The sequence below is a fragment of the Adhaeribacter arboris genome, from assembly GCF_003023845.1.
Lineage (GTDB): Bacteria > Bacteroidota > Bacteroidia > Cytophagales > Hymenobacteraceae > Adhaeribacter > Adhaeribacter arboris.
In genome coordinates, this window is the sequence record NZ_PYFT01000001.1 from 2,891,494 (window position 1) to 2,908,487 (window position 16,994).

32 protein-coding genes are annotated in these 16,994 nt (G+C 41.5%); 1 reads left to right on the top strand and 31 read right to left on the bottom strand.

Features of this window, described 5'->3' with window-relative positions:
- The 14 genes from AHMF7605_RS30800 to AHMF7605_RS11855 form a co-directional block, all read right to left on the bottom strand.
- Entirely contained in the window at positions 1-135 is a 135-nt protein-coding gene (locus tag AHMF7605_RS30800) for a hypothetical protein (RefSeq protein WP_262512343.1), read from the bottom strand.
- 53 nt (positions 136-188) lie between these two features.
- Positions 189-728 carry a hypothetical protein gene (locus AHMF7605_RS11800; RefSeq protein ID WP_106929545.1) on the bottom strand — a complete coding sequence of 180 codons (540 nt, stop codon included), beginning with the start codon at positions 726-728 and terminating at the stop codon, positions 189-191.
- Position 729: 1 nt separating this feature from the next.
- Positions 730-1,023 carry a hypothetical protein gene (locus tag AHMF7605_RS11805; protein ID WP_106929547.1) on the bottom strand — a complete coding sequence of 98 codons (294 nt, stop codon included), beginning with the start codon at positions 1,021-1,023 and terminating at the stop codon, positions 730-732.
- A 67-nt stretch (positions 1,024-1,090) separates the two neighbouring features.
- Positions 1,091-1,255: a hypothetical protein gene (locus AHMF7605_RS29720; protein WP_158267502.1), complete on the bottom strand. Its 165-nt coding sequence runs from the start codon at positions 1,253-1,255 to the stop codon at positions 1,091-1,093.
- Positions 1,256-1,267: 12 nt separating this feature from the next.
- The gene (locus AHMF7605_RS11810; RefSeq protein ID WP_106929549.1) at positions 1,268-1,774 is read right to left on the bottom strand and encodes a hypothetical protein; all 507 of its coding nucleotides are present in this window, start codon (positions 1,772-1,774) and stop codon (positions 1,268-1,270) included.
- Positions 1,775-1,778: 4 nt separating this feature from the next.
- Positions 1,779-2,195, bottom strand: a complete 417-nt coding sequence (locus AHMF7605_RS11815; protein WP_106929551.1) for a hypothetical protein — start codon at positions 2,193-2,195, stop codon at positions 1,779-1,781.
- A complete protein-coding gene (locus AHMF7605_RS11820) occupies positions 2,195-2,641 on the bottom strand; it encodes a hypothetical protein (protein ID WP_106929553.1) in 447 nt (148 codons plus the stop codon). Before AHMF7605_RS11820 ends, AHMF7605_RS11815 begins: the two co-directional genes overlap by 1 nt.
- Positions 2,638-2,976 carry a hypothetical protein gene (locus AHMF7605_RS11825; protein ID WP_106929555.1) on the bottom strand — a complete coding sequence of 113 codons (339 nt, stop codon included), beginning with the start codon at positions 2,974-2,976 and terminating at the stop codon, positions 2,638-2,640. The genes AHMF7605_RS11820 and AHMF7605_RS11825 overlap by 4 nt, the downstream gene beginning before the upstream one ends.
- On the bottom strand, positions 2,970-3,320 hold the full coding sequence (locus AHMF7605_RS11830; protein ID WP_106929557.1) for a hypothetical protein: 351 nt from the start codon (positions 3,318-3,320) through the stop codon (positions 2,970-2,972). Before AHMF7605_RS11830 ends, AHMF7605_RS11825 begins: the two co-directional genes overlap by 7 nt.
- The gene (locus AHMF7605_RS11835; RefSeq protein WP_106929559.1) at positions 3,320-4,453 is read right to left on the bottom strand and encodes a major capsid protein; all 1,134 of its coding nucleotides are present in this window, start codon (positions 4,451-4,453) and stop codon (positions 3,320-3,322) included. The genes AHMF7605_RS11830 and AHMF7605_RS11835 overlap by 1 nt, the downstream gene beginning before the upstream one ends.
- Positions 4,454-4,456: 3 nt before the next feature.
- Positions 4,457-5,056, bottom strand: coding sequence for a hypothetical protein (locus AHMF7605_RS11840; protein ID WP_106929561.1), 600 nt, complete (start codon positions 5,054-5,056; stop codon positions 4,457-4,459).
- Between the two features lie 2 nt (positions 5,057-5,058).
- Positions 5,059-5,694 carry a hypothetical protein gene (locus AHMF7605_RS11845; protein WP_106929563.1) on the bottom strand — a complete coding sequence of 212 codons (636 nt, stop codon included), beginning with the start codon at positions 5,692-5,694 and terminating at the stop codon, positions 5,059-5,061.
- A gap of 177 nt (positions 5,695-5,871) precedes the next feature.
- Positions 5,872-6,060: a hypothetical protein gene (locus AHMF7605_RS11850; protein WP_106929565.1), complete on the bottom strand. Its 189-nt coding sequence runs from the start codon at positions 6,058-6,060 to the stop codon at positions 5,872-5,874.
- A gap of 13 nt (positions 6,061-6,073) precedes the next feature.
- Positions 6,074-6,550, bottom strand: a complete 477-nt coding sequence (locus AHMF7605_RS11855; RefSeq protein ID WP_106929567.1) for a hypothetical protein — start codon at positions 6,548-6,550, stop codon at positions 6,074-6,076.
- Positions 6,551-6,615: 65 nt separating this feature from the next.
- Between AHMF7605_RS11855 and AHMF7605_RS11860 the strand changes: the two genes are divergently transcribed.
- Complete coding sequence (locus AHMF7605_RS11860; RefSeq protein ID WP_106929569.1) at positions 6,616-7,041, top strand: hypothetical protein; 426 nt, start codon at positions 6,616-6,618, stop codon at positions 7,039-7,041.
- Here the strand turns inward: AHMF7605_RS11860 and AHMF7605_RS11865 are convergent, their stop codons facing one another.
- The 17 genes from AHMF7605_RS11865 to AHMF7605_RS11950 all read right to left on the bottom strand — a co-directional run bounded on the left by AHMF7605_RS11865 (position 7,042) and on the right by AHMF7605_RS11950 (position 16,980).
- The gene (locus AHMF7605_RS11865) at positions 7,042-8,076 is read right to left on the bottom strand and encodes a hypothetical protein (RefSeq protein WP_106929571.1); all 1,035 of its coding nucleotides are present in this window, start codon (positions 8,074-8,076) and stop codon (positions 7,042-7,044) included.
- 383 nt (positions 8,077-8,459) lie between these two features.
- A complete protein-coding gene (locus tag AHMF7605_RS11875) occupies positions 8,460-8,732 on the bottom strand; it encodes a hypothetical protein (protein WP_106929574.1) in 273 nt (90 codons plus the stop codon).
- The gene (locus AHMF7605_RS11880) at positions 8,729-8,998 is read right to left on the bottom strand and encodes a YTH domain-containing protein (RefSeq protein ID WP_106929576.1); all 270 of its coding nucleotides are present in this window, start codon (positions 8,996-8,998) and stop codon (positions 8,729-8,731) included. The genes AHMF7605_RS11875 and AHMF7605_RS11880 overlap by 4 nt, the downstream gene beginning before the upstream one ends.
- 97 nt (positions 8,999-9,095) lie before the next feature.
- Entirely contained in the window at positions 9,096-9,308 is a 213-nt protein-coding gene (locus AHMF7605_RS11885) for a hypothetical protein (RefSeq protein WP_106929578.1), read from the bottom strand.
- A 5-nt stretch (positions 9,309-9,313) separates the two neighbouring features.
- Positions 9,314-10,693 (bottom strand): phage portal protein, encoded by a 1,380-nt coding sequence (locus AHMF7605_RS11890; protein ID WP_106929580.1) that lies wholly within the window; start codon positions 10,691-10,693, stop codon positions 9,314-9,316.
- Positions 10,694-10,700: 7 nt separating this feature from the next.
- On the bottom strand, positions 10,701-12,182 hold the full coding sequence (gene terL, locus AHMF7605_RS11895) for a phage terminase large subunit (protein ID WP_199200230.1): 1,482 nt from the start codon (positions 12,180-12,182) through the stop codon (positions 10,701-10,703).
- A complete protein-coding gene (locus AHMF7605_RS11900; RefSeq protein WP_146153577.1) occupies positions 12,169-12,957 on the bottom strand; it encodes a terminase small subunit in 789 nt (262 codons plus the stop codon). The genes terL and AHMF7605_RS11900 overlap by 14 nt, the downstream gene beginning before the upstream one ends.
- A gap of 204 nt (positions 12,958-13,161) precedes the next feature.
- The gene (locus tag AHMF7605_RS29725; RefSeq protein ID WP_158267503.1) at positions 13,162-13,332 is read right to left on the bottom strand and encodes a hypothetical protein; all 171 of its coding nucleotides are present in this window, start codon (positions 13,330-13,332) and stop codon (positions 13,162-13,164) included.
- A 132-nt stretch (positions 13,333-13,464) separates the two neighbouring features.
- Positions 13,465-13,821 (bottom strand): hypothetical protein, encoded by a 357-nt coding sequence (locus AHMF7605_RS11910; protein ID WP_106929586.1) that lies wholly within the window; start codon positions 13,819-13,821, stop codon positions 13,465-13,467.
- The gene (locus tag AHMF7605_RS11915) at positions 13,818-14,573 is read right to left on the bottom strand and encodes a hypothetical protein (RefSeq protein WP_106929588.1); all 756 of its coding nucleotides are present in this window, start codon (positions 14,571-14,573) and stop codon (positions 13,818-13,820) included. Before AHMF7605_RS11915 ends, AHMF7605_RS11910 begins: the two co-directional genes overlap by 4 nt.
- Before the next feature lie 2 nt (positions 14,574-14,575).
- A complete protein-coding gene (locus AHMF7605_RS11920) occupies positions 14,576-14,812 on the bottom strand; it encodes a hypothetical protein (protein WP_106929590.1) in 237 nt (78 codons plus the stop codon).
- Between the two features lie 78 nt (positions 14,813-14,890).
- Entirely contained in the window at positions 14,891-15,214 is a 324-nt protein-coding gene (locus AHMF7605_RS11925; protein WP_106929592.1) for a hypothetical protein, read from the bottom strand.
- A 4-nt stretch (positions 15,215-15,218) separates the two neighbouring features.
- A complete protein-coding gene (locus tag AHMF7605_RS11930; protein ID WP_106929594.1) occupies positions 15,219-15,419 on the bottom strand; it encodes a hypothetical protein in 201 nt (66 codons plus the stop codon).
- 50 nt (positions 15,420-15,469) lie between these two features.
- Positions 15,470-15,748: a hypothetical protein gene (locus AHMF7605_RS11935; RefSeq protein WP_106929596.1), complete on the bottom strand. Its 279-nt coding sequence runs from the start codon at positions 15,746-15,748 to the stop codon at positions 15,470-15,472.
- 3 nt (positions 15,749-15,751) lie between these two features.
- A complete protein-coding gene (locus AHMF7605_RS11940; RefSeq protein WP_106929598.1) occupies positions 15,752-16,156 on the bottom strand; it encodes a hypothetical protein in 405 nt (134 codons plus the stop codon).
- Between the two features lie 106 nt (positions 16,157-16,262).
- Positions 16,263-16,757 (bottom strand): hypothetical protein, encoded by a 495-nt coding sequence (locus AHMF7605_RS11945; protein WP_106929600.1) that lies wholly within the window; start codon positions 16,755-16,757, stop codon positions 16,263-16,265.
- Positions 16,758-16,767: 10 nt separating this feature from the next.
- Positions 16,768-16,980 (bottom strand): hypothetical protein, encoded by a 213-nt coding sequence (locus tag AHMF7605_RS11950; protein WP_106929601.1) that lies wholly within the window; start codon positions 16,978-16,980, stop codon positions 16,768-16,770.
- Positions 16,981-16,994 lie beyond the last annotated feature (14 nt).

Here is a 16,994-nt window from a genome sequence, read left to right on the forward strand (position 1 = left end):
CTAAATACCTAAAAGCTTATCTATTTCTGCTAAATTATCGTCCGTTATTTCAATCTTTTCTGGAGCACTCTTCTCTTCTTTGGTTTTATAATCCGGAATAGAAGCTAAATCCATGACTAAGTTAGCCCAGGACATGCCCCATAGTACTTTTTCCCGGGATTCTCTAAAGTACTTGCGATAGCTGCCGATTAACTGCCAGGGATTGTTGAAGGGGCTATTATCTCCTCCTTCGCTGGGCTCGTCCTTGTCAGAATCTCCGCTCCTCTTACCAAGACGATACAGGTTAAAAAATCCGATTGCCCTACCTGCACCTGCATCCGGATATGCGCTAGTATCACGCTCAAATGTTTTAAAGAAAAGTGATAGCGGATAGTCTGTAAAAGTTCTTCCTCCGGTTCCTCTGCGTTGTTCTGAATGCCAATCGCGGCCATGCGAATAAACTTGTCCATGTGTTCGGCACTCGCTTTGGTTAAGCACTCGGCCATGTTACCCGTCAGCATATCTGGCGGTAACTGAATAGCTAAAGCCGAATACCGGTACATATTCCCCGGACTAATGGGCTTTATCGTATATCTACGATTTAGTGGCTTGCGGCGAATAAAGCAGTATACTTTCTCATACCACGTTTTCGGATCCACGGCGATCTTCACTACCAATGGTTTTTCCGTCAGGGTGTCTACTGCTTCGGTGAGTACTATTTTAGGGTCAAAAGGACTGGTTTCTTGCATATTAAACCTCTATAAAACGTAATAAAGGCCCGTAACTTTTTTTTGCAGAACGGGGATGTACATAAACGTAATCTTTGCCATATAAACTCTTGGTATCTTCCCCGACGGATAAGAAGGCCTTAGGGCATTCAGTTAAATACCGTTTATAATCTTCTACTGCATCCTCAGATTCTCCGATAGCTTGACAAAATGTTTGGGCTAATTCCGATAGATCTTCGGCACAGGCGATTTCTTTATATTCAATTTGCCGGCAATCTTCACCGGGATTTTGGTACCCTTTTACAAGTGCGTACATAGTTTTAGAAATTAAAAAAGGCTCCGTACTACAGGAGCAGGAGCCTTTTAATTAAAGGTTGAACAGTTTAAGAATTTTTAGGTTTCTCCGTTTCTTTCACTTCGGTTGCACGTTCGGCGGCAACTTCCCACTTTCCCACTCGTTCGGATACTTCTAAAATTTGCCCCTTTTCGGCGGTTTTAATTACTCCCCCATCACTGATAGAGGTAGAATCTTTTACTTTAATTTTCATACTCGCTAAACTTTAAGATAAATAACCCCGAACAATAGGAGATACACCGGCTTTATCCGGAATCAGGATGGTACCCACAAAGTCAATCTGACCGGCATCGCTTTTGTTGATGTTAATGTTCAGGCGTGGTACTACTTGTACTTTCGCCATGGCCCAGAAGTGATTCGCTTTGTCCTCAATGCGGACGGAGTAAATAACCGGTTGTAAGTTTTCGGGCGAGTTCCAAACTTTCGCCGCCCCGGTACCTACTATCGTACCACCAAAAGCCGCTTGTAGGGCTTCGGGTGCCGTGTTGTAGGTAGACCAGTTTACCCGCTTGGCGCCGGGTGTGTCCTGGGAGATAATAGCGGTATCGGATTCTTCGATAAAGATTTCCGATTTGGTGCCTTCTTCCGAGGTAATGGAAACCGAATCAGGCTTGGTATAGCCAAACTTTTCGGTTAACGTGGTAGACATACCTCCGTCACCGGCTGGTGTGCCTAATAAAATTTTTGCCATTCCAAAGGTATATTCTGCCATGGTTTTAGTTACTGTTTAAGTTGAGTGAATGAAATCGTATTCTAAAATTTAAATAATGTTGGTTAATGCCTGGTTCTTCGTATTGATTCTGTTGTTCCAGGAAAAAAGTATAACTGCCATCCGGTGCCCAGAACTCTTTTAAACCGGGCCTTAATAAAGCGGCAAACTGTTTTAAGCGAATGCCATTAGGTAAAGAATTATCGTGGTTCAGGTTCAAAGCGTACACGTTGACGTTTAACACGCCTTTTTGCACCTGCTCTTCGTTCAGAGCCAGGGAATTTATCACCACATCTTCCGCAGTAGAATTGAGCGGCCTTTTACCGTCCGGATAAATCTGCCCGGTTGGTTTAGTTGGCCCTACCAAGATTGTTTGCAAGCGTTGGTAGAGAATATCTACTACTTCGTATAAGGTGTATCCCATTACCTAATTTTCGCTCCTATGGCCTGAATAGCTTCCTGTAGTTGCGTTTCTGCCGTTAAGGAACTACCCGTTAAAACATCTTTTCCTTTGCTCTCTACACTAGCGGCGTACTCCATACCGGCTACTACAATTAGCACATAACCGGCTGAATGCCTAGCGGCTAGTTCTTCGGCTAAAGCCTGACCTCTGGCCATACCCGTGGCCCTGTCTGTTCCCTTGTCCGCAGCCTGAAAGTTGTTTTCTACTATTTGACCGTCTTTTAATATCAGAAAGCCGATAGAAGAGCGTAGATTCCCGGTAATGTCGTTGTACTCGCCAAACTCGCGAGCATTGCGAACGAACTCTAAACCGATTAACTGCAAGCGAGAAAACACTGCGTTGTGCAAGCCTTCTAAGCGTTTTTCCAGCATCCGGTTGATACTGGCTTGATTGAATTGGGCTTTCATATCCAGAACCGATTGTGAAAAAAGCCGCGTTCGTACCGCTTCACCTGACCAGAGACTACCAGATAATTCCCTTGCTTTATTTCTACTTTGGTGCCCGTTGTAATATCCACCGTGCCACTGGGCAAAAACACCGTAAAGGCAAAATCTATCCGCTCTCCGTCCGTTGTGGTAACTATTTTAGCCCCACTCCCCGCATCGTTGGTTTCGGCTCTACAATCCAGTATTTGAGGGTTATTAACCCGCGTAGGCTGGATAATGCGGCCGTTCGCATCTTTTTGGGCTTCCGGATAATACCCTGCATCGAAATAAAGCTGGTGCGGGTATTGGCTTACCATAAGTGCGAAATATTGCGGATAGTTGGTTTTGGCTTTTCTACAGGCCTTAGCTCTAATGGAATCAAGTCCATTCGATTTGTTTTAAGGCCTAGAAGAACAATGTTGCTGTTAATTGCGGCCTCTCTTGACTTAAGGTCAAAGCCTCCCTGTTGGACGCTTTCGGTATTTCTTAATCCCAACAAAACGTAAATAGTCGCCACATCCATTTTCAACTCATCCTCATCGGAATAAGGTGTTATTGGATTTAACTTTACCTCTTTCCTGTTTAAAGCACTATATAAGAGCTCATCTGTAGCAGATAAAGAAACCCGGGCTTGCAGTTCTTTTTTGTTGGTATTGGTCATTAAGCCGCCACGTTAGTTTTTAACACGTAGATGTTATCCGCTGCCTCAATACCTGGGAAAGCGTTTAATTCAATCTCGGTATATTCTCTCCAGGGATCGTCATCGCGCCATTTCTTGATTAAAGCGCGGTCGTACTTGGCATAGGTTTTACCTGCTACCGGCGCGGCTTCTTCAATCACGTAGGCATTGTGTACCGTGCCTAAACGACCGGCCGGCATAAACACCACGTTATTAGCTTCAAAAGGACGTTGGTATTTAATCGGAGCAGCTTTATCGGCTTGGGTAGCGATGCTTTCAATACCGATTACCTGATCTAGTAAGTTAATAGTAGGTAAGCGGTTAGCACCTAGAAATTCATTTACCCGATCTAAGGTTACCACAAACTTGGCGTTAGAGCCTGGGTTATTATAGCCTGAGATATAAGCTTTTAAAGCGGCGTTTTGGGATAATTGGAACCATTTGGCGTTATCCATCCAAATAGAATCAAATACTAATCCTTTTGTATTGGAAGCCGATTGAACGACGTTTCGGATATCTTGAATCGGATCAGAAGTTGCATCACTCCACACTTTTACTACGGGTAGTAAGTGTGAAGCCATATCGTCGGGCTGTAACAACGGAATAGTACCGAAAACTGCGCCGTCCGGGTTATTGAGTACACTTACATCGATTGTGAGGGTAGAAATACCCTGCAAAAACATGTAATCCAATCGAAGATCCGTAGACAAAGAAACTTCCTGCACATCGTTTTGCAACAAACGGGCAATTTCATCTTCTAACTCTACTCCTGACATGTAATTGCGGAGGTTCTGTATAGCACGGTAATCGTCCTGATCCATGGCGAATTTCTCTTTCATGGTCGGTATTTTACCGCTTACAAAAGAGATTCCGGGCCGGGAACGTAATGGAGCCGGTGAATTTTTATCTACAATAGAAGCAGCGGCCGGATTACGGCTTTTGCCTACTACGGTTTCAAAGCTTAATTCTCCTTTTTTCACTCCCCACGTTAAGTATTTGCGCCACAGGGTACGGCCAAATAAAGCTACCTGGGAGTTGTCGATATAGGCTTGCATATCGGCTCCCACGTGCATATTGGGAATTAATTCTTGGTATATACTGGTTGCTCTTGACATTTCTTAGAGTGATTGAGAGTAAATAATGCGCGGCAAAGCAGCTTCTAATTCAGGGGAATAAGGCACCCGCTTGGCGTACAGAGGATTGTTCGGATTCGCTATTACTACAGTAATACTTTCTCCGTCTCTTACAATTTTATCCGCGTAGTTAACGCTGTTCACACCCCCAAAGGAAGAGTTAGATGCGCCAGTGGTAGAGGAAGCAAAAACCAGTTCACCCGCGTTCACTGCGCCAATAGTGGTGCCTACGGTAACAACATCGTAATCCGCATTGGTTTTGTCGATTGCAGTAATGGGATAAGCTTTATTACCGGGTTTAGCGGCAAAGTTTTGTCCGATTGCAAGAGGGCTGTTTTTATTTACTTTATAGGTGGTTGCCGAACCGCCTGCCGTTTCTACTACAGTGCCTACTACCAAAGGCTTAGCCAGTCGGGTAGTTTCGTTAGCGATCATCGGGCAACCGGCTGGAATGACATAACCATCGGGCAAGCCGGTACGGTCTAAGCCGAACCCACCTTGCACCGCACTCATTTGACCGCCGTTACGCTGCCAAACGGGAATGTCGTTCAGGGTCTTTTTGGTATAATTATATCCTAATCCCATTTTTAAACTTGTTTAGTTTCTTTTTCTCTTTCAATTAGCCGTTTCATCGCCGGGCTAACTTTGTTATCGGCGGTTGATATACCCGTTCCTCGCGGCGGCGGGCCTCCGTTCGCGCTACTATTGGCAGCTTCTTGTTTAAAGGCGGTATAATCAGCTTCAATCTCAGCAGCAACGGTTTCCAGTTCTTCTTCCGTTTTAGGCAAGCGACCTTTGTAAAACAAGGCCGGAATGTCTTTTAAGCGGGTAGATAGTTTTTGCTGGATAGTAGTTTGTGCCTTTTCGGTTTCAAGTGCTTCCATCTTTTGAGCGAAAGGCTTAAACCAATCAGGCATTTCTGCCGGAGGTTGTTGCTGTTGATTTTGCTGATTGAATTGCTGATTTTCGGAGTTGTTGTTTTGTGCCTGCTTTTTCTTATCGTTTACCGCTTTATCATCGGCTTTCTGCATAGTTAAAAATGCACCGTCCGGATGTAAACCGTTAAAGAAATCTAATTGGGCATCAATGACACCATCTTCGGCTTCGTCAACAATGGTAGGGGCAACTTTAGCCGCAAATGCGTCTAACGTTTTGTTGGCTAAGGCAATCGTTTTAAAGCGTTCTTTAAACCGAGCCTTAATGCGTTCTTCTGATACAGCCATTTGTTTTTAAGTCGTCAAACTTGAGAACTTAAAAATATCTTTATGGGTGCATATTCTAGCTAAGACCAGTGAGGTAAGAGATGCCTGTTTGAGATTAGGCACACAATAAATTGGAAAGGGCACAAAAAAGCCGGTAGAGGTGAGTTTCTACCGGCTAAAAATAGGAACAAAGAAGAATTAATTGAAAAAGTTAACTGCCAAAGATATTGCCGTAAACGTTCCTCCTAACAAACTGGAAGCGGCTAAAATAACAAACTTCGTTTCCTGGCCTAGCTGACCTTCTGCCGCTTTCCGGGAAAAATAAACGCAAGCGGTAAGGCTTACCACAATAATACCAACGCAGAGTGCAACTATTGCATAACTCATACCCGAATATACGTTAATTTTGATTAGGTAAAACCGTATCAGAGAAACCCATATAACCAGCAGAAGGAGAATAATTTGGTTTACCCTCTATCAGAAATTTGGCACCTACTCCCTGTTCGATAACGGGAAGAAAGTATTGTTTATGTTCCGGTTCAAATTCAATACCTTTCAAAATTTCGGGTTGATTTAAATTCCTAAAAGTTATTTTAGTTTCCTCAATAGAATACACTTCCCAGGCGTTATCAGGATAATCTTGTTTAACTGGTTCTGGGGCTATCCAATTACCATCTACCACACTACCGCCAAAAGCTGCCTGCAAAGTTTCAGGAGTAAAATCCGCTGTTTCAAAATTAAAGCGAGCATTACCACTCAAGGAGGAAACAGGACGGTTATTCCCACTAGATAAATCAACGGTATTGGAAGCATCCAAATCTATTTCTTTACCGTCTTCCAGGATTATTTTCTTTAGAGCAAAATGTTTAGTTCCCATACGCGAATATACGTTAATTTTCTAAAACCTGCTTCATTAATCGCGGGTTATTCGTATATTTAAGTATGGTAACAACTGAATCAAATATAAATATTATTCTACCTGTGCCCCGTTTTTATAAAAAAGACGGTTTCTATTTAGATAAAATGACACCGGAACAAGCAGAGGTATTTATGAGGAATGCAGAGGAGATAAATTACCTGAATAATCAACAAATACTACGTGATTGTTTTGAACAAGTAATGCAATTAACGTGTCGAAAACCCAATATGCCTTCTGATAATCTACGGGCTTCTGTCCTTCTTTGTCAGCAGTATATAAAAGATTTGCAAAAAGGAATTAAAAAACATTCTAATCCCTATAAGCATAAACTGGAATTAAATGATAAATTACACCAACTTCGATTGAGTTACCTAACTGACTTTAGAAATCGAATGCACATTACCATGCAAACGCTTGCCTATAGGGAGAAAGTTGGTAAGCATATTTAATTATTCCGACTTAACAAATCGCTTATTTTCTACCATCCAGTTAGGTAATTGTTTCCAGCCTTCCATCTTCTCCCGGTTTTCAGCTACATACGCTTTAAAAGCGGGAGAAACATCTTTTATTCTACCTTCAAACTTAAACTTATCTGCTTCTCCAACTAATAAAGCATCCTCGTACTTATCGTACTGTTCTTTAGAGGCAAGAACTGGAATTTTATAACAAATACAGTTGGGATGCCAATGTACCCAATCAAAATCTACGGGATAAACACCCGCTAAATTATCGCAAATATCGTAAGCAGGATGATTTCGGGAAAGTTTAATTTCGTAGCCTAATACAAACTTAGTATTCTTCCATTGTTCCCCATCAGCGGCCCGGTATGCGGCATTAGTTTCCGTTCGAGATAATCTCAAAGCGTTTTTGTAGGAACTTTTATAAATTCCGACACCAGGCTTATACAATTTCGCCGGCTTACTTAATACCAATTTGCCTTTGGCGTTCCGTAGCCGCCGAAACAATCTATCCGGTTCTTTTAAGAATCGTTTGGCTTCCTGGGCCATCTTGGCGGCACTCTGCCCTTCGGATAAGCCGACAAATAAGGTTTGTTCAATTTCCGCTTGCAGTTGGTTAGTCAGGTTCCAAACCCTATCCGATAAGGTGAGCCTACGCGTTTTGCGAGCGATAAAATTTGAAAAGGCTTGTTGGTTGCGGAAGGCTTGCTTTACGGGTTCTGCTACGGTACCGTACTTCTGTTCCAAAAGGGCTAGATTCTTGGCAGTAGACAGGTTAAACTCTCCTTGGATGCCATTTACCAGGGTAATCATTAATTGCTGCTGGAAGGCGGTTAAAATGCGAGTAATGGCACTATTTAAAGCCGGGTAATCGGTAATGCGGAAGGTAGTATTGGTGATGGTGATACCTGTAGAGGCCCGGAATACTTCATCTAGCACCGCGTAGTACAAGACCTGTACCTGCTTTTGCTGGGAGGCGAGGTTTTGCAGGTGTTGAGCTTCGTATTCGCGGTTAATATCTGGCATTAGTTAACTTTTTCAAACTTCTGATAAGGATATTTAAGAGTGTACCAGTCCCGATGTTCACAGTAGGTGCATTTATGTTCCCACTTAGGAGGATTGCTTAATAATATGGGCATATCTGTTTGCTGCATAGTACCGATTTTGCATACTTCACAAACATTCTCCACTAATAATACTTTAACTTCTGCAACTCTTTCCATTATTTTATCTTCTACAAAAAGGCACAAACATAAACACTTTACACTTCTTACAATAAAAACCTGCCTGCATTATCATTTCTCCTTTACACTGGATAGACTGCATATCGGCTAGTAATTCTTCTCCGGTTTTACCTACAAAGTAACAGGCAGAAGGACGGAAGATGTATTTAGGCTGGTTAGGGTTGTTCACTTTAAAAATTCTTCCCAAGTTTTTGCTTGTCCCCAAATCTTAGACATTATTAATACCATCGCTTCATAAGGAACATTTATAATACGATACTGATTATTACCAAAAAACACTTCGGTATGCTCTGGCAAAGGTTCATTATCCTTCATATAAGGGCTTATACTGGTTACACTTCTTAAGTCAATCTGACCAGTTTCCCAGATAAGTTGCTCATCACGGCCTAGCTTATCGGCTAATTCATCATTGTAGAGTACTTCCGCTTGTAGTATCACAGCAATTCCAAAGCTTTAAAACCATGATGTTTAAAAGGATTATGTCCAACCGCCATAATTGGAGGAGGGCGGTGCCCCATCGTGGCCAGCCAGATTTCGCCTGTGCGATTGATTTCAGCTAGTTCTTCCGGCGTTGGTTTCCAACAAGAAACGATAAAGGGAATTTCTTCACCATCCTTGCTGATTGCAACGGGCATATCGTCGGTGTTGGGATTGTCACCGGCACCAAGATTTAAATTAGATTCTTTAAAGGGAACAGGCTTCATAATTTAATTTTTCTCAATTTCCTTAACAACATTCTACCTACTATTTGCAGGGTTAACCGCCATCCAAAGCAGGTTAGCAGGTAATCAATATTCCACATTATTTTATCTTAGCTGCCAATTCTTCAATGATAGCCTTCCGTAAAAACTTGCGGTCGTTGCCAATCTTGATAAATGGAATTTCGGCAACCCAGGCGCCATCTTCTAAGGGTTGTACATAATCCAGAGCGATTTGCTCCATGCGTTTGGACATCTTTTGTCCTTTAGTCGGGTCGCTGCTGTATACAACGGTACCGGTAGTTACATTTGCCATAAATTTTAAATAGTTAAGGTTACTTTATCTTCAGTTTCTTCGCCTTGTAGTTGGGAATATTCCGTATCCGCATCTTTCACCAAAGGATTCTGACTAACGGCGGTTTTTTGGCTCATAATAGCTTTACCCCCCGTGGCCAGGTTGAGCATGTTTAATACATCTTCAAACGAATCAGGTAATGGATTACCAAACTCAATGCCTACTTTCAGGTTTTTGGCTTGTTGAGCAATAGTGGGATTGGTGTCCACAAATGTGGTTATAAAAGCTTTGATAATATTGATTTCTCGGTCTATCATCTCTTCGAACAACTCGTGTTTGCGCATGGCTTTGAGTAAAGCCTGGAAGAAAAGCAGCTCCATCGCCTTGCCGGAAGTAGTACCGATAGTAGCCATCTTCTCGAGGGAAATATCGGGCGTATCGGTAAAAAACTGGATATCTTCTTTCAGATTTTCCCGCTCTTGTTTTACCATTTCTACGGCCATTTGAGGAGTGAGGTAGGAAGCATCGGCACCCGGTCCATCTAATTCCACCACCCGCCCTACTTCGTCTTTCCCTGGCAAGGATTGTACGATTCCTTTTAGTATCAGAATAGGATCGGCGCTGTAGTCATTCACGTCCGCCCGCCGGGAACCTAAGTACTCGTACCGTTCAATTAGCGGCTGCACATCCGCCCATTCGGTCTGAGCTTGCTTGTAGTAGGATGCCGGAATTTTACCGATCGGATTGGCTTTGGTTTCTACCTCCCATCCATCGTCTTTTTTGGTGCAGTAGATAATGTTTTTTGCCTGGTAAACATCAAAATGCTCTACCTCCTTTTCCCCTTCCATCACGAGGTATCCCCGGCCAAAAGCTTGCAGGGCGCCATAACTGTCAAAAAGGGTATAAAGAGTGTCCCCTAGCGATTTGGCCAGGAGCATAGACCGGACTTTTACTACGCCGGGCTTGCTTTTATTTTCATCCGTCAGAGGATCTTCGGTTTGGGGAAAGAAAAGCCGGGCTACTTCGGTTTCAGAGAATAAGGTCCGGGCCAGTTCCCGGTTACGGGCATTTTGCCGCATATCTTTCCAGAGGTCAGTTAAGTAACCAAATACCTCATCGGTGCCTTCTGATTGCTGTACCAACTGCACGGGTTTACCGAATAAAAAGGCAACGGCGAGTTCCACAATCTTTTTCTGATAAGGGACGGGAAGTTTCCATTGCTTGACATTCTCGGTGGCGCCATCCGCTTTTTTGATAATCTTATCTTGGCGTTTCATTACCTGGTGTTCTGCAATTTGATATTGCTTCAAACTGTCCTCGACTACCTTTTCGCGGGTGACAAAACCACTCCGAAGGGAATCAATATTTTTTGCTTCAAGCAGTTCCTGAAATTTTTCTGGTGTCATATACCTGTTAATAAAATCCGTAATCACCTTTAGAAGTACCCGACTGGACTCCCTTACCAAAATCTTCTACCATGCCTGTTAAGCCATCTTCCGCATCATCGTGGGCATTTTTACCCGTAGCAGAATAACTGGTAACATGCTTGTAGAAAGCAGGCCATTTTCTATCCCATCCTTCGGGCATGTGTATTAGGTTAGTAACATCAGCGGAACGGGTAAAGATGCGCACTTCTTTGTTGAGGGATTGATGAAACCAGCTAATACGGGTTTTTGTGTTACCCATTATTCTTAGCTGAGATTCTACGTTCCGGGCAAATCCTCTACCCCCATTATTGCTTTCAATTTTGGCAACAGCTACCGCGTGTTTCGTTAGCTGAATAGCAGTTTGGGGTTCGGTTGTTTCCATGGGTGCTTGCGTATAAAACACGTCCGTTACATAAATACCGGTTTCTGTTTCATCGTAGACAATAGAGCAAAGGTAATCCGAACCGGTGTCGGCGGTATCCACGTAAGCCTTGCGAGTTTTGCGCTTACTGATAGGAATGATGGTGTAGGTTTTAAAGTCGGAGTACAGTAAACCTTCTTTGGGTTGCGGGTTTTGTAAATACTGCCGGCCAAACACCAACGGATTACGAACCTGCATAATTTTGAGCTCTTCCAGACTGTGTTTGAAAGGCCATAGAGCAACTTCCTGCCCTTGTTCATCTTCCTGAATACAAGGAAGACTTAATACATCCCATACTCCCGGCTCATTCTCCATCAGATAGCCGCATAAGTCGCGTTCGTGGAGGCGCTGCATAATAATGATGATGGGAGTATTGCGAGAGTTTACCCGGTTAGAAATAGTAGAATCAAAACGTTGGTTTACCCGCTCCCGGATAGTTTCTGAATCGGCATCTTCGGGTTTTATGGGGTCGTCAATAATGAGGGCTCCACCGAAACCTTGTTTTTGTTCAATATCAGTTAGAAAATCACTTAATTCTTTTTCTTCGCTTTCTTCATCTACTATTCCCGCTCCAAAACCTGTTACCTGGCTAGCAGCAGCAGTAGCATAAACTCCACCCCCCTTAGTTGTGTACCATTTTTTCTTTGAATTTGATTCGTGTTTAATCTGTACATAGGGAAACATTTCTTGATAATATTCCTGTTGTACCAAATCCCGTACTGTTTCGGAGTTGTCCAAGGCTAAATCATCTGAGTAGGAAAGATGAATGAATTTAGCACTGGGATTTAAAGCCAAACCATTGGCAATAAAAGATTTTACGGCTAGTTCCGTTTTGCCATAACGCGGGGCAATGTTTATGATTAAGCGTTTTATTTCACCGCGAAGCACCGCATCTAGTTTTTGCGTAATCAATTCATGATGTTCACCAATTACATATTTGCGGTTATATTGCTGATAAAAGAAATAGCGAGTAAAAAATAAAGACGAATCCAAACTCATAATTTGGGTCATTTTTTTTTCAGCCGGATCTATTTCAATTATAGTCATTAATATTTTTTTGTATTGCTTTGTAATATGCTTGTATTTCTTGCTCTGATAGTTTTGAAATATCAAAATTAATGTTTTGATTAATGTTAGTAGATTCGGTTTTCTCCACAAACAAACCATGTATTTTAGCCATATCCCTTAAGGCGGTATCAGCAGGATACAATTCAACGGTCGTACCAAACTGCCCAGGCTTAATTGCTTTAATGCGGCCTTTCTCTTTTGCTTGAACCAACTTTACCATGTTTAATTCTGCTACTTGTTTTTTTATGGGTGGTCCAGGAACTAGACGTATTGCTAATGGCTCTCTTTCAAGCTGCATTTGCAACCGTAAGATTTTAAGCTTGCGGGTTTGTTGCTGGCTTAAATGACTTTTCAAAGCTTCATCTATTAGTTCGGCTCGTTTGGCAAATTCTTCTTCAAATGCAACCTCCTCTTCTAATTCGTAAATAATTTCAATTAGCGGCTTTTCTACCTGGGCAGGCTCTTCTACTTCTACAATATCATAGAACTCATTTATATCTGATTTAGCAATATCGGATATTAGTTTTTTGGTTTCTGGAGCACCTAAACTTAACTCTTCTAATCGAACCTTTATAGCGTTTAGAATATGAGGTTTTCTGAGGTTTTCATACCCGATTTCAGTAGCTGATCTTTCGCTATATTTGGCAACTCGAGCGGCGCGTGTAGCATTAAAATCAACACAATACTCTTCCACGAACCGCTGTTCCTTGCCTGTCAATTTTTTCTGCTCGTTGGCTGATTCTTCTGCCATCATTTAATCTCAGTCAGTTCCTTATCCAATATTTCGACTATATCCGAGTACTTGACATTGTATCCTACAACATAACCTACCAAGAAACCGGAGGAGGTCAGAAGTAAGCCGAGAATGGATAAGAATACTATCATAAAAAATGTATACGATATAGTTCTAAAATTACGGAATAAATATACCTATTATTTTGTATTTTCCTATAAATATTTAGGAATTAGGTTTCCAATCACCATCGGCATCTAAATGGGGTGGTGGCCAGCCGTGTTTTCTCACCATCAACATGCGCATAAATCTTAACCAAAATCGAAAAATCTCATGCACGATCCGGAGAATGCCATTTACTGCGAAATAAGCAAAACCATTTAAAAGGATGGTCATTCCTAGAAAAGGGAAAAAGCCACTGAAGGCGATTTCTAATATCTTATTTATCATTTTCTTGCTGGTTTAACTGTTTTTCTCTTAGCTGTTCTGCCCACTGTTCAAACTCTTGGCGGGTGCGACCGGATAAGTTCATACTTTGGCGTTAATAAAATACTGAATAAACTTTATGCTATGTTTTTTGCATAAAAAGAAACTTGAAGTAGAAATATTAAACAAATAAATCCCTTCTTCTTGAAGAATAAAAAACCAATGGCAGTTACAAGACCATGTTTCTGATTTTAGTTTTTGAATTGTCGGTGTAGCAATTTTATATTCTAGATGTAAAATATCTTCTTCTGAAACCTCGCTATCTGTAAGGGTAAAAGCATCAACATTATAAGCTAAAAAGTTTTGGTGCCTTTGTCCTACCAAAAAAATATAGTGTCCACCAACAATAGGCTGGTCAAATAAACTTAGTTGGCAGGTTTTTGTAAGGGAAAGTTTCATGCTTTCTCGGTGTTAGTTGTTTCCTCTGCCTTGTTTAGGTGGTGGCGCAATAATCCTTTTTCAAGATATTCGGGAATTAATTCAGGTCTTTTTATTCTGTCAGTGGCAATAGGAACCCAACCATCGATTTTTATAATATCATCAGGCTCCGATTTAAAAAACATTTCGTACTCGGTAGTTTCTTCTGTTGGGGCTACAGGACGGGCGAGTAAGCCAGCTTTGTAACATTCGCGCTTGCATTCATCAACTTCTTCATTGGAAAGTAAATGGCTTTTAGGGTAAGGCGTAGGCTTGCAATTCTTCTTTGCCATCTGCTCGGCTTGTTCTTCGGTTAATGGTTCTATCTGTTCTTGTGATAGCCTAGCAGGTGTAGAATAATTCATACTGATTAATTTGTTAAGGGCTACCTCTGCCATAAAATAGGCTTGCTTATGAAGTCGTTCTTTGTTAAATTGTATATGTTTGATATAGTGATTGCCAAAGCCTTCCTTTAAAGCTTCCTCGTATTCAGATTGGGAAAATTCTGTATCTTCCAAAGCTAAGTATCTCCCTTCTTCCATATCTCCACCAGCCATTTCAGCTTTCATACCGGCAATTATTTCAATTCCAAGGTCAAACTTCTGTTCTTCGGTTAATGGAGTGGCTTGTGCTAGATAATTCAATACTTCTTTAGCTAATTCAGTCCAAGTTTCTGCGTTGCTATTGCATAGTATATGACCTATGTCTTTTAGTTTTTCTTTTTCTGTTTTCATATCTAATCAAATATATTGTTGACAATAGCGACTAAATTGCATCCAATGTAAAAGGCTTCTTGCGCACAAGTAGTCTGAACATAATAAGCCTGTTCTTTACCTTTTCGGTGCGTTCGTCTAAACTTGTAAGCATTTCTTTTTAGATAATCCTGGATTTTAACTTGGTGCTCCGTTTCAGTAATCATAAATGAAACTTCGTTGGTTGGTATGGCGGCTGGTTTAGGCTTTTCTGTTTTCATTTTCTTTTGGGTTAGGGATAGGAGTGAAAATGCGGAGCATTGCAACGGATAGCCCGGCCGCAAGGCAACCCCCAAATTCTATTTGACATATTTAGTGGCTTCTACTATTCCGGCTCTAAGAGCATCAGGCCGGGTGGTCTGGTCTTCGCCGTAGCAAAAGCTACTTCTTCCATTATTGATAAACTTCACTTTGCTTATCCATTTGTCTTTTTGCGGGTCTGGAGCTACATGAATGCCGATGGTATCCAGCCAGTCTACTATAGCAGCTAATTGAAAAGATTGTGATAATTCTTTAAACTGGTTTATTTGGGTACAAGAAAACTTATAATGGAAATACCATTGGTCAAACCTTTCCCATACGGGAGAAGCGGCGAAGATTTCGAGAAATTGGGGATGGGTCATGGGTTTATCTTTTACAAATTTCGGTAACTCTATCTGGTGGAACCTGTTTGAGCAAAGCGTTAAATATTTTGTGTTGTAAAACTTCAATTCCTCCGGCTAAGGCATTGTTAGTGTTTCCTAATTCTTCTAAATGTTGCGTTAAAGCGGTTAGCATGGTAACCATCTCCAAAGCATCCCTATCTTCCATTTCAATCTTAATTTTCATAGCTTCTTTAATAATCTATTTTTCTTCTACTTCTAAGGCTACTATTCATCTTAGCGGCGGGTAATTACTTCTAAGGCCTCTTCCCAGGAGTTAACCCGGTAAATGGGTGCCCGGTCGCCTACTTCTTGCCAAAACTCTTTTTCTTTCGGGGTAAGCTGGGCCTTGGTGTCTACTTTTATTTCCATAAAAAACCAGGTTCTCCGGTACGCTACCACAATATCGACAAAGCCTTTCAGTTGGGATACTACTTTCACGTAGGCGCCGATTTGCCGGAGCTTGCGGACTATTTCGGCTTGGTTTTTATCAACTTTAGCGGCAGTACGGAGCATGGGTTAATCAAAATAACAAGTACTACGGAGTCGTGTATTCTCGGCAATTAATTTATCTCTAGCCTCAAAAAGCCCATCTAGCCTTTGATTTAATTTGCTTATTTGATTTTGCTGCTGTTGGTACATTTGTTCGCGATGCACTTGTAGTTGATTTTTCTTTCTTTCAGATTTAGTAAGACCTTTTTCAATTCTAGCTTGGGATAATTGAATCTTAAGTAGTTTGTTTTCATCTTCCAATTCGGCAATAGTGCTTTTAAGGGTTCCATTCTCAAAGGCTAAGCTCTTGGTAGTTCTTTTTTGTAGGTCGTATTTCTCAAACCATTTATATTCCTGTTCTTTAGCTTTATTAAGTTGCCTTAAAATGGACTGATATTCTTCTTCTTGTTGTTTTAATTCTTCTGGTGGCATATTAATTATCGTTAACTGCTTTCTTCTCTGCTCCTACCCGGAAAGCTCCGGGGAAAGTTTTATAGCTTCTTTTGCGGCCCGGTATGTATCGTATGCCAGGGTGGGATTAAAAAGTAATGTATTGCTTATCATAAATTAAATCTAAAACACCTTTTATGTGCATGCGCCGAAGTGCAGTGTAAAGCATTTTTCTTTCTTCTGTCAGGTTAGCCTCAAATTGGTTTTTTGGCAGAAACATATTACCGCCCCGATGATTAAAACAGTTGTGTACTAGCCGACATTTGCCCTCTTGATTCACGTAGATTAATCCCCACTTTTCGGGCAGTTCTTCTTTCTTGATTAATCCATCCGGGCAACAATACAGGCGATAATTACCCATGCCGATAGATGGATTTTTGCGAAAAGATTTATTTTTATCGCATAAAAAGTCATTGCGACTTATTTTGCATTCGATTAGTATGCTGGCTTCGTGGCGAAAGCCTAAGACATCCGGACATTCATTGCTTAGCGATCGGAGTTCTTTGAAAGCGAATCCGGTTCTTTTTAGAAGCCACTTGTAAGCCAGTTCTACAATTTGATTATGTGTAAATTCAGTTTTCATATCTAAGGGACTAGTATTTATCTATCCAGTTGCTATCTATCCAATTGGGATAGTTATTTAATTTTACCATCACGCCACTTTCACAGCCTCCATAATTTAGCTTGAGACCTTGAATAGTATGGGTCTTACCGTCCAGTTGACGACCCCATCCGGAAACGGTTACTTGTTGGCCTATTTGTAAGTCGCAAACAACTTTGACGTGTTTTTCTAATTGAAATTCCATAAGGGACTTGTATT

What these genes read in the sequence shown, in the direction of transcription:
- AHMF7605_RS30800 (WP_262512343.1), bottom strand. Translation starts at nt 135, where the DNA reads ATGTCCTGGGCTAACTTAGTCATGGATTTAGCTTCTATTCCGGATTAT.
- AHMF7605_RS11800 (WP_106929545.1), bottom strand. Translation starts at nt 728, where the DNA reads ATGCAAGAAACCAGTCCTTTTGACCCTAAAATAGTACTCACCGAAGCA.
- AHMF7605_RS11805 (WP_106929547.1), bottom strand. Translation starts at nt 1,023, where the DNA reads ATGTACGCACTTGTAAAAGGGTACCAAAATCCCGGTGAAGATTGCCGG.
- AHMF7605_RS29720 (WP_158267502.1), bottom strand. Translation starts at nt 1,255, where the DNA reads ATGAAAATTAAAGTAAAAGATTCTACCTCTATCAGTGATGGGGGAGTA.
- AHMF7605_RS11810 (WP_106929549.1), bottom strand. Translation starts at nt 1,774, where the DNA reads ATGGCAGAATATACCTTTGGAATGGCAAAAATTTTATTAGGCACACCA.
- AHMF7605_RS11815 (WP_106929551.1), bottom strand. Translation starts at nt 2,195, where the DNA reads ATGGGATACACCTTATACGAAGTAGTAGATATTCTCTACCAACGCTTG.
- AHMF7605_RS11820 (WP_106929553.1), bottom strand. Translation starts at nt 2,641, where the DNA reads ATGAAAGCCCAATTCAATCAAGCCAGTATCAACCGGATGCTGGAAAAA.
- AHMF7605_RS11825 (WP_106929555.1), bottom strand. Translation starts at nt 2,976, where the DNA reads ATGGTAAGCCAATACCCGCACCAGCTTTATTTCGATGCAGGGTATTAT.
- AHMF7605_RS11830 (WP_106929557.1), bottom strand. Translation starts at nt 3,320, where the DNA reads ATGACCAATACCAACAAAAAAGAACTGCAAGCCCGGGTTTCTTTATCT.
- AHMF7605_RS11835 (WP_106929559.1), bottom strand. Translation starts at nt 4,453, where the DNA reads ATGTCAAGAGCAACCAGTATATACCAAGAATTAATTCCCAATATGCAC.
- AHMF7605_RS11840 (WP_106929561.1), bottom strand. Translation starts at nt 5,056, where the DNA reads ATGGGATTAGGATATAATTATACCAAAAAGACCCTGAACGACATTCCC.
- AHMF7605_RS11845 (WP_106929563.1), bottom strand. Translation starts at nt 5,694, where the DNA reads ATGGCTGTATCAGAAGAACGCATTAAGGCTCGGTTTAAAGAACGCTTT.
- AHMF7605_RS11850 (WP_106929565.1), bottom strand. Translation starts at nt 6,060, where the DNA reads ATGAGTTATGCAATAGTTGCACTCTGCGTTGGTATTATTGTGGTAAGC.
- AHMF7605_RS11855 (WP_106929567.1), bottom strand. Translation starts at nt 6,550, where the DNA reads ATGGGAACTAAACATTTTGCTCTAAAGAAAATAATCCTGGAAGACGGT.
- AHMF7605_RS11860 (WP_106929569.1), top strand. Translation starts at nt 6,616, where the DNA reads ATGGTAACAACTGAATCAAATATAAATATTATTCTACCTGTGCCCCGT.
- AHMF7605_RS11865 (WP_106929571.1), bottom strand. Translation starts at nt 8,076, where the DNA reads ATGCCAGATATTAACCGCGAATACGAAGCTCAACACCTGCAAAACCTC.
- AHMF7605_RS11880 (WP_106929576.1), bottom strand. Translation starts at nt 8,998, where the DNA reads ATGAAGCCTGTTCCCTTTAAAGAATCTAATTTAAATCTTGGTGCCGGT.
- AHMF7605_RS11885 (WP_106929578.1), bottom strand. Translation starts at nt 9,308, where the DNA reads ATGGCAAATGTAACTACCGGTACCGTTGTATACAGCAGCGACCCGACT.
- AHMF7605_RS11890 (WP_106929580.1), bottom strand. Translation starts at nt 10,693, where the DNA reads ATGACACCAGAAAAATTTCAGGAACTGCTTGAAGCAAAAAATATTGAT.
- terL (WP_199200230.1), bottom strand. Translation starts at nt 12,182, where the DNA reads ATGACTATAATTGAAATAGATCCGGCTGAAAAAAAAATGACCCAAATT.
- AHMF7605_RS11900 (WP_146153577.1), bottom strand. Translation starts at nt 12,957, where the DNA reads ATGATGGCAGAAGAATCAGCCAACGAGCAGAAAAAATTGACAGGCAAG.
- AHMF7605_RS29725 (WP_158267503.1), bottom strand. Translation starts at nt 13,332, where the DNA reads ATGACCATCCTTTTAAATGGTTTTGCTTATTTCGCAGTAAATGGCATT.
- AHMF7605_RS11910 (WP_106929586.1), bottom strand. Translation starts at nt 13,821, where the DNA reads ATGAAACTTTCCCTTACAAAAACCTGCCAACTAAGTTTATTTGACCAG.
- AHMF7605_RS11915 (WP_106929588.1), bottom strand. Translation starts at nt 14,573, where the DNA reads ATGAAAACAGAAAAAGAAAAACTAAAAGACATAGGTCATATACTATGC.
- AHMF7605_RS11920 (WP_106929590.1), bottom strand. Translation starts at nt 14,812, where the DNA reads ATGAAAACAGAAAAGCCTAAACCAGCCGCCATACCAACCAACGAAGTT.
- AHMF7605_RS11925 (WP_106929592.1), bottom strand. Translation starts at nt 15,214, where the DNA reads ATGACCCATCCCCAATTTCTCGAAATCTTCGCCGCTTCTCCCGTATGG.
- AHMF7605_RS11930 (WP_106929594.1), bottom strand. Translation starts at nt 15,419, where the DNA reads ATGAAAATTAAGATTGAAATGGAAGATAGGGATGCTTTGGAGATGGTT.
- AHMF7605_RS11935 (WP_106929596.1), bottom strand. Translation starts at nt 15,748, where the DNA reads ATGCTCCGTACTGCCGCTAAAGTTGATAAAAACCAAGCCGAAATAGTC.
- AHMF7605_RS11940 (WP_106929598.1), bottom strand. Translation starts at nt 16,156, where the DNA reads ATGCCACCAGAAGAATTAAAACAACAAGAAGAAGAATATCAGTCCATT.
- AHMF7605_RS11945 (WP_106929600.1), bottom strand. Translation starts at nt 16,757, where the DNA reads ATGAAAACTGAATTTACACATAATCAAATTGTAGAACTGGCTTACAAG.
- AHMF7605_RS11950 (WP_106929601.1), bottom strand. Translation starts at nt 16,980, where the DNA reads ATGGAATTTCAATTAGAAAAACACGTCAAAGTTGTTTGCGACTTACAA.